This is a genomic window from Fulvivirga kasyanovii (genome assembly GCF_009711405.1).
Taxonomy (GTDB): domain Bacteria; phylum Bacteroidota; class Bacteroidia; order Cytophagales; family Cyclobacteriaceae; genus Fulvivirga; species Fulvivirga kasyanovii.
Genome location: NZ_SMLW01000670.1, coordinates 4,688 through 8,816, shown reverse-complemented (window position 1 = coordinate 8,816; position 4,129 = coordinate 4,688). Strand labels below are relative to the sequence as shown.

3 protein-coding genes are annotated in these 4,129 nt (G+C 44.2%); 1 reads left to right on the top strand and 2 read right to left on the bottom strand.

The features are described 5' to 3' along the window. Positions 1 to 198: 198 nt before the first annotated feature. Positions 199 to 2,592 (top strand): ABC transporter permease, encoded by a 2,394-nt coding sequence (locus E1163_RS27310; RefSeq protein WP_155176435.1) that lies wholly within the window; start codon positions 199 to 201, stop codon positions 2,590 to 2,592. A gap of 670 nt (positions 2,593 to 3,262) precedes the next feature. Here the strand turns inward: E1163_RS27310 and E1163_RS27305 are convergent. After that, positions 3,263 to 3,409 (bottom strand): hypothetical protein, encoded by a 147-nt coding sequence (locus E1163_RS27305; RefSeq protein WP_155176433.1) that lies wholly within the window; start codon positions 3,407 to 3,409, stop codon positions 3,263 to 3,265. Then, positions 3,406 to 4,029 (bottom strand): DUF1963 domain-containing protein, encoded by a 624-nt coding sequence (locus E1163_RS27300; RefSeq protein WP_155176431.1) that lies wholly within the window; start codon positions 4,027 to 4,029, stop codon positions 3,406 to 3,408. The genes E1163_RS27305 and E1163_RS27300 overlap by 4 nt, the downstream gene beginning before the upstream one ends. Positions 4,030 to 4,129 lie beyond the last annotated feature (100 nt).

Genomic DNA, 4,129 nt, shown 5'->3' with positions numbered 1-4,129 from the left:
GCCCTATTCCTCCCTTGAGGGAGGTGGCCGCAGGCCGGAGGGTGTTTCTACGCTTCAGCCATAACCACACTTAACAGGCCGCATCCATTTTGTTCTGGCGCCAGCCTTATATATTCTTAACCGCCTGCATAATCAGCATTGGTTAAATAAGGATTTTGATGTAAACTAGTTACAGTCAAAACTCAAAAAACAACACACATGCTTAAAAATTATTTTCTCACAGCTTTGCGCTCTCTGCGCAAGAGCAAAGTTTTTACATTTATTAATGTTATCGGACTCGCCATCGGTATGGCTTGTTGCCTGCTCATCTTTATCTATGTTAAAAATGAGCTGAGCTACGATGATTTCCACTCCAAATCAGACAGGATCTTCCGGTTTTATACCAATGACGAAGCCCTCGGCGTTACCAGCAACAGCGTCGGGATTACCGAACCGGTAATGCCTGCCGCGGCCAAAAAGGAGATACCAGAGATTGAAAACACCACCCGCATCCTTACCCAGGGTAGGCTTCGTGTAGAAGTGGGAGAGGATTTCGTCTATACGGAAGATGCCAAATCGGTAGAATCATCATTCTTTGAAATATTTGATTATAAGCTTTTAGATCCTGCTGCCGCAGAAGCATTTAAAGAACCAAGAAAAGCCATTCTTACGCAGGCTATGTCGAAAAAGATATTTGGTGACGAGGCGGCTTTGGGCAAAGTACTTCAGATCAATGACCAGGACTGGGAGGTGGTAGGCCTTATGGAAGACAACAAGCAAAACAGTCATTTGAAGCTGGATTTGCTGCTCTCACTCTATCCTTCACTGGCCGACAGCAGTCTGGCGCAGTATCTCGATTCATGGCAAGGGCTAGGTATGGTTGGTTATGCCGTGCTCAATGACGCTTCTTCCGAAGAAACGGTTGAAGCCAAACTCAAAGACTTGGCGCTGAAAAATGATGCACCGGAGTTTTGGATTCCCCAACTCCAGCCGCTGGAAGATGTTCACCTTAAGTCCTCCGGCATTTTGTTTGACGGCTACAACGAGGCCAAGGGAGATATCACCTATGTTTATTCATTATCCGCAGTGGCCTTTTTCGTACTGCTGATAGCGGCATTTAACTTTATGAACCTGGCTACAGCTCAGTCATCTTCCAGGGCAAAAGAAGTTGGGGTGCGAAAGGTACTCGGAGCTTTCAGGTACAATCTTATCTGGCAGCACCTGGGCGAGTCTTTGCTCATCTGCTCAATGGCCGCCATATTGGCCGTTTTGTTTGTGCTGTTGTTGGTCCCGTATATTGACCTGAATATTAACACAAGCCTCACAGACTTTATTTTCGGCAGGCAAGATGTTTATCTGACCATAGCAGGTGCCACTTTAGCCATTGGCATCTTGGCCGGACTTTATCCCGCTTTTGTACTTTCGAAATTTGAGCCTGTTAAAATCTTAAGAGGGCGATTTCAAACCAGTAAGAGTGGTATTCTTTTAAGAAAAGTACTGGTTGTAGCACAGTTTGCAGCTTCCATTACCATGATCATTGGTACCTTATTGATCTACCAGCAATTACAATTTATCAAAAACAAGAGCCTGGGATTTGACAAAGAGCAGGTTGTCAATTTTCAAATGAACGACCCCGGGATGGCTCAAAGCATGCCTGCCTTCAGGGAGCGGTTAATGCAGTTCGATAATGTGGAGGCGGTAAGCACGTCATCCAATATGCCCGGCAGAACTTTTGGGCGTACAGGCATTACCCCCGAAGGTGCTGCTGACGATGAGCAAAACTGGATCGTAAGCGCCCTTTCTTTTGATGAACACTACCTTGATGTAATGGGAATGTCGGTAGTAGAAGGACGCAACTATTCCCCGGAGTCAGGCACTGACCAGCAGGAAGCCATCATTGTCAATGAAGCCTTGATAGAGCAGATTGGCTGGGAAGACCCTATAGGCAAGAAGCTGAGGTTTGGGAATAATTCTGAAAGAACCATCATAGGGGTAGTCAGAAACTTTCATTTTGCCTCTATGAAACATAGCATAGAGCCGCTGATCATGTTTTATAATCCCAATGCCAATAGCAACCTCTCCGTCAGGATCAAGGGTGATGTGAGGGAAGCCATGAATACCATAGAGAAAGAATGGAGTGCCACTTATGCCCAGTACCCTTTCGAATATCAGTTCTTTGATGAAGAATTTGATAACCTCTTCAAAAATGATGAAAACTTCTCCGAGTTGATTACAGGCTTTACCTGGCTGGCTATTTTTATTGCCTGCCTGGGGCTCTTTGGCCTTTCTGCATACATGGCAGAGCAGCGCACAAAAGAAATCGGAGTACGAAAAGTAATGGGGTCAAGTATTTCTCAGATCGTGCAGTTGCTTTCAAAAGAATTTGTGCTCCTGATCATTGTTGCCATGATAGTAGCCTGGCCGGTAGCTTTCTTCGCCATCAAAAGCTGGCTGGGTGATTTTCAGTACAGGATCGACCTGTTTGCCTTTGAGAATATAGCCATTTTCCTGCTTTCAGGAGTCATTGCCCTAGGCATAGGCCTGCTCACGGTGAGCTACCAATCTATAGTAGCCGCCATGGTCAACCCGGTGAAATCACTGAGGAGCGAGTAGAAGAAATTACTATACGGATGATTATTTTGATGCTGTCTCAGTTGGGGCAGCATCATTTATCCTCATATAATTTACGGTTTCCTGTTCTCAGTTTATCGCTTTAAACACCCCTATAATCCCCTCAAGGGGATAGTAGCGTTGTAGAAACATTGAAAATTCTAGTTCTTTTACACCCCTTTTACCGTTTACTGTTCACTATTCACCACCTACCAATCACTCCCATCTTCCGACTCCCGACTCCTGACTTCAATCTTCCGTCTTCCAACCTAACCACGCTACAATCTACTGATTATCCCTTTACTGATTGCCGAATACAGCCAACTCTGCTTTAGTCATCAGATGAGTTGACCTAAATATGAAAGGCTGTCAGAATGAATTTTGACGGGACTTTTGAAAGTGAAAAACACCCCTGTAGCCCTTAAGGGGACGGTTGGAGCGGTACATCGATTTCAATACTGTCCTTTAATTTAGTTGCACACTTCAAGTCCTTCAACGGCACTAAAGTCCTCCCTTGAGGGAGGTGGCCGTAGGCCGGAGGGTGTTCTTCTCCTCATGAAAGGACCTTTCGGGGTGACTAATGCCCCAGTAGTCGCCTCCAATGCTATTAGTTAAGACAGTAGGATGCGGCAAATACGCACTTTTGGTTGATTTAATTATACAGCTTACCAAGCTAAATTGGGGCTTTACTAAACTTTGAAAGTTTGGTAAAGCTTAACTGTTCGGTACCACTGGCTACCCTTCTGAGCATAGTCTCTCCCGGCAAAGGTCTCCTGTCATAATTAAAGATTGTGCCTCCGAATGAGGCAATTACTATCATGCAGTTTGAACAAAAAACAAACCTAACCGTTCACCTTCATGCCGGGCTTTTCTTATAAAAAGAAAACCTAGGGCATCTGTTAAGTATAAAGCATCTTGAAATGGATGAGGGAAATCAGAAGAATATATTTGACAGAAGAAATTGTATTCTTCGCTCAGCGCCTCAGCTGCCAGCACTCCATTGGGGGGTATCTCAGAGACAAGTGACGCCATGGAAAACTCACTCTCTCCTATTTCATAATCTATAAGCGTCATATTCAGCCGCGGCATGCTCTCTATCGGACTTTTTATGGATTGCTCAGCGTCACTGTGAATTACAAATGTATAACCACCGCTAATTAATTTTAACTCATCCGCATTGCCTGAGTAGGTGATATAATCCAAAAAATATTCTTGCCTACTGTACGTAGAAAATACGTGAATGAAACCAGAATCAGGAATATCACTCCTCTTAATTTTACTTTGAATAGCCCGACAATCAATGCTAAAAAGCAGTGTCAAGTAATCGCCATCTGGGTTTTTTGGCCACTCAGCAACTTTTGCTTCATCTCCCCCAAAATATATTTCAGGGTTAGCTATGGACTGATCAGGTGCTGGAATTATCTTCTTTGTTGCTATCATAATTTTTACTTTTAGCAGCTCCCGGGTCTGCTATAGAGTTTTGCCTGGCTTTTAAGTTTTGATCTGCTTGTTGGAAATGCTTAATGTTTACAGTTTTTTG

Coding starts and splice junctions, on each gene's coding strand:
- E1163_RS27310 (WP_155176435.1), top strand. CDS start 199: ATGCTTAAAAATTATTTTCTCACAGCTTTGCGCTCTCTGCGCAAGAGC.
- E1163_RS27305 (WP_155176433.1), bottom strand. CDS start 3,409: ATGATAGTAATTGCCTCATTCGGAGGCACAATCTTTAATTATGACAGG.
- E1163_RS27300 (WP_155176431.1), bottom strand. CDS start 4,029: ATGATAGCAACAAAGAAGATAATTCCAGCACCTGATCAGTCCATAGCT.